We start from the raw sequence: 4714 nt of genomic DNA, 5'->3' as shown, positions 1-4714 counted from the left end.
GAAAGAATTGAAAGTATCGATCTTGTACCTTGGTCTTCCGATGGCAGCCGCTTTGTCTGTCACACACGGCTTTCTGCCCCCCCACCCGGGCCCAACAGTCATTGCCGGGGAATATGGCGCAGACATCGGAAAAGTACTCGTTTACGGCATTATCATTGCTGTTCCAACGGTTATCATTGCCGGACCGGTCTTCACGAAGATTGCTAAAAAAATCGTTCCGGATTCGTTCAAGAAATCTGGAAACATCGCTTCTTTAGGCGAACAAAAATCATTCAAATTAGAAGAAACACCTGGATTCGGCATCAGTGTTTTCACAGCGATGTTGCCGGTCATTTTAATTGCCTTATCAACCATTATTACCTTGATTCAAGACACGATGGGGATTGAAGAAAATGGATTCACCCATGTCGTGAACTTAATTGGAAACGCATCTACCGCGATGCTGATCTCGATTCTCGTTGCCGTTTATACGATGGGCGTCGCACGGAACATCCCGATGAAAGACATCATGGACTCCTGCTCGACAGCTATCGCTCAAATCGGGATGATGCTGTTGATCATCGGCGGAGGCGGAGCGTTCAAACAAGTCTTGATCGACGGCGGTGTCGGCGACTATGTCGCGAAGCTGTTTGAAGGATCGACCATGTCTCCGATCCTGCTTGCCTGGCTGATCGCCGCAATCCTGCGTATTTCCCTGGGATCCGCTACCGTTGCCGCGCTGACAACCGTTGGGTTAGTCGTCCCACTACTTGGACAATCGGACGTGAACCTGGCATTGATGGTGCTTTCCACCGGTGCCGGAAGTCTGATCGCTTCCCACGTCAACGACGCTGGTTTCTGGATGTTCAAGGAGTATTTCGGCTTGAATATGAAAGAGACGTTCGCAACGTGGACGCTGCTTGAAACGCTGATCTCTGTTGTCGGTCTAGGATTTATTTTATTGATGAGTCTATTTGTTTAATAGATATGGAAAAAGTTCGTTCACCTTCTCACGGTGGACGAACTTTTTTAGCATTCTGAGCAAAAAACATCCCTTAACCCGTTCCAATTGATAGGGTGCCCGATTCATTGATAAACTGCTAGATACAGATGAACGTCCATCCTCCTTTTAACGGTAGATGGACTTTTTCATTCGACAAAATTGTGTAAGAGTTGACAAAAAACCAATCGTATATAATAATAAATATTGAATTAGAATTATTATAAACAATGATTCTTTGAAACAATCATTCTAAAAACACATCTAGGAGGATTTTTACTTATGTCTCTAATCGGAAAAGAAGTACAATCATTCCAGGCAAAAGCATTCAAACAAGGTGAGTTCGTTGACGTATCGAACGAAGATTTCAAAGGTCAGTGGAGCGTTGTCTGCTTCTACCCTGCGGATTTCTCTTTCGTATGCCCGACAGAACTGGAAGACCTTCAAAATAACTATGAAGCATTAAAAGAACTAGGTGCTGAAGTTTACTCTGTTTCTACAGATACCCACTTCGTACACAAAGGCTGGCACGACAGCTCAGAAAAAATCGGTAAAATCGAATATACAATGATCGGTGATCCATCTCAAACAATCTCCCGCAACTTCGACGTATTGAACGAAGAAGAAGGTCTAGCTGACCGCGGTACATTCGTGATCGACCCAGATGGCGTCATCCAAACCGTTGAAATTAACGCAGGCGGAATCGGCCGCGATGCAGATACACTAATCAACAAAATCAAAGCAGCTCAATACGTTCGCCAGAATCCAGGCGAAGTTTGCCCGGCGAAATGGGAAGAAGGAAACGATACCCTTACGCCAAGCCTTGATCTAGTAGGTAAAATCTAAGGAGTGTAGTTAAATGGTTCTTGATGCACAAATTAAGTCCCAATTAAACCAGTATCTAGAGCTGATGGAGGGAGACGTTGTACTGAAGGTCAGTGCAGGAGACGACGATGTTTCCAAGGAGATGATCGGTCTTACCGATGAGCTTGTCTCCATGTCCCCTCGCATTACTGTAGAAAATGCACAACTAAAACGTACACCAAGCTTCAGCGTGAACCGTCCTGGTGAGGAGACTGGCATTACGTTTGCCGGTGTTCCGCTGGGCCATGAATTCACTTCTCTCGTCCTTGCGCTCCTTCAGGTGAGCGGACGTGCACCAAAAGCAGATCAAAGCGTAATCGATCAGATTTCAAAGATCAGCGGCGAGTTTCATTTCGAAACGTATGTCAGTTTAAGCTGCCACAACTGCCCTGATGTCGTACAGGCGCTGAACTTAATGAGCGTACTGAATCCGAACATCACGCACACAATGATCGACGGTGCAGCTTTTAAAGAAGAAGCCGAAAGCAACAACGTCATGGCGGTCCCATCCGTTTACGTTAATGGCGAATTCTTTGGCGGCGGACGCATGACGCTTGAAGAAATCATCGGCGAAATCGCTGACGGACCAGATCCCGACGAATTCAACAACAAAGATCCTTACGATGTACTTGTTGTTGGCGGTGGTCCTGCCGGTGCCAGTGCGGCGATTTATGCGGCACGTAAAGGCATTCGTACAGGTATTGTGGCGGAACGCTTCGGCGGTCAGGTGCTGGATACGATGAGCATCGAGAACTTCATCAGTGTCAAACAGACGGAAGGACCGAAGTTCGTCGCCAGTTTAGAGGAGCACGTGAAGGATTACAACATTGACGTCATGAACCTTCAGCGCGTCAGCAGTATCGAGAAGAAAGACCAGTTCGAGGTTGAACTAGACAACGGCGGCGTGCTGAAAAGTAAAAGCGTCATCGTCTCCACCGGCGCCCGCTGGCGTCAGCTCGGTGTTCCCGGTGAAGAAGAATTCAAAAACAAAGGCGTAGCTTACTGCCCACACTGTGATGGTCCATTATTCGAAGGCAAAGACGTAGCCGTCATCGGCGGCGGAAATTCCGGAGTCGAAGCTGCCATCGACCTTGCCGGAATCGTGAATAACGTCACCGTCCTCGAATTCGGTTCTGAACTGAAGGCCGATGAAGTGTTGCAGAAACGCTTGAACAGCCTATCAAACGTAACGGTGCATACCAACGCCCAGACAACAGAAATCACCGGCTCCGACAACGTGGAAGGCCTTACCTATGTTGACCGTGAAACACAGGAAGAAAAGCACGTTGAACTAGACGGTGTCTTCGTCCAAATCGGTCTTGTCCCGAACACCGAATGGATGGACGACTCTGTTGAACAATCCCGTATTGGTGAAGTCGTCGTCGACAAACACAACGCGACCAACATCCCTGGTCTCTTTGCCGCCGGTGACTGTACCGACAGCCCGAACAATCAAATCATCATCTCGATGGGTGATGGTGCGAATGCTGCCCTCGGGTCATTTGATTATCTTATCCGAAATTAATCCCTATAATTGAAAAAATCCGCCCATTTGGATAGAGATGGGCGGATTTTTTTATGGATTCAACAGCTCCTCTTCTCCTTCATAGTTAACAGGGGGCTTTTTAAGACCTTAGGACATTAAATCTAATATTGATGAAATCCTATGATACCATTGGATTATATAATTGTTCGGAGGGATCGTATGCTTAAAGAATTCATTTTTGATTTTGCTAAGCAAAAAGAGGTTATCTATACATTAGGTACAAAAGCTCCTAACTACATTGTTTCATCTAATGATAATGGCGTATTTGTGGAGACCAAACAATCAAGAAAGAAATATGAAGAAGGAAAAAAGGATCAACCATATGGGTTGGTTAATAAAGATTGGTTTGGGCGAGCTTTAGAGATATTGAAAAACAACATAATTGTAGAAGCGAGTCATTTTGAAGGCTTAGGAAAAAGACATTCTTTTTTTCTGGGCTATTTGTCTTCCCTACCGTTTGTAAAAAAGATAGAAAATAACAAACTGAAAATTAAACAGTTTACAACACTAGAATTACCTGAAAGTACAATTGACCAAGCTCTTGCAATGCTTACAGAACTAATAAATGGAGAATACAATGCTTCCTCTATTAGAGAAGTATTTCAAGATGACAATACTCAAAGGTTAAAGTCTCGTTCAAGGCAAAGCCTTAGAATACTAGGTTATTTAGACGAAAACTTTGAATTACTGCACACAGATGGTTCGTTTAATCAAGTAAAGAAAAACATACTTCATGCCCCTTTTATACATATGGTTTTTGAATTATTGAAGTACATGTCCAGTTACACGTATGATCAAAAAATCCAACTCCTTATGGAAATTGCCTATCTTACTGTAGTAAGTTCGAGGGATCATACGCCTATTAAGGAGTCCGTAGCCGATTATAGAATTAAAAAAATTATGAGTTGGCTCAAGTTTGCTCAATTAATCGATGATGATGGGAATGTGATAGATATGGGGATAGAGAATGATTCTGACCAAAATTTGAATAAAAGGAATTATTGGTGGGTGAATCAAGGACAAACATTAAAAGATGAAAGAGACGGAGGCTTCTTGTGGGCACCTAAGAAAAGTAAACGTGGAACCCCACTCACTCATCACACCGATCTATTAAAGGCTCAGCCTGGCGATTGGGTGTTTGCCTATTCCCAAGGTGCCATTCATTCTATATGCGAAGTAACCAACTCCGCTGTAAGTGGTAATAAACCTTCAACATTCAACACAGATCAGTGGGAAGAGGATGGGAATCTACTTCGAGTTCACTATTACCAATTAGATTCACAGATTTTAAAAAATGATATACCAGAGGAAAGAAGAAAAAAAGA

The 4714-nt window shown here is 44.1% G+C and carries 3 protein-coding genes and 1 pseudogene; all 4 read left to right on the top strand.

From position 1 onward, the window contains the following. On the top strand, positions 1-961 hold a 961-nt coding region (locus tag LD39_RS17170; RefSeq protein WP_035550488.1), incomplete at its 5' end, for a gluconate:H+ symporter. Between the two features lie 300 nt (positions 962-1261). Beyond that, on the top strand, positions 1262-1825 hold the full coding sequence (gene ahpC, locus LD39_RS17165) for an alkyl hydroperoxide reductase subunit C (protein ID WP_035550484.1): 564 nt from the start codon (positions 1262-1264) through the stop codon (positions 1823-1825). 13 nt (positions 1826-1838) lie between these two features. Then, entirely contained in the window at positions 1839-3368 is a 1530-nt protein-coding gene (ahpF, locus tag LD39_RS17160; RefSeq protein WP_035550481.1) for an alkyl hydroperoxide reductase subunit F, read from the top strand. A gap of 180 nt (positions 3369-3548) precedes the next feature. Continuing rightward, positions 3549-4714: pseudogene (locus LD39_RS17155) on the top strand (hypothetical protein); the annotation flags it as partial.

Origin of the sequence: Halobacillus sp. BBL2006, from assembly GCF_000786645.1 — a bacterium.
Lineage (GTDB): Bacteria > Bacillota > Bacilli > Bacillales > Halobacillaceae > Halobacillus.
The sequence above is the reverse complement of the archived record's forward strand: the minus strand, read 5'-3'. Positions and strand labels throughout refer to the sequence as shown.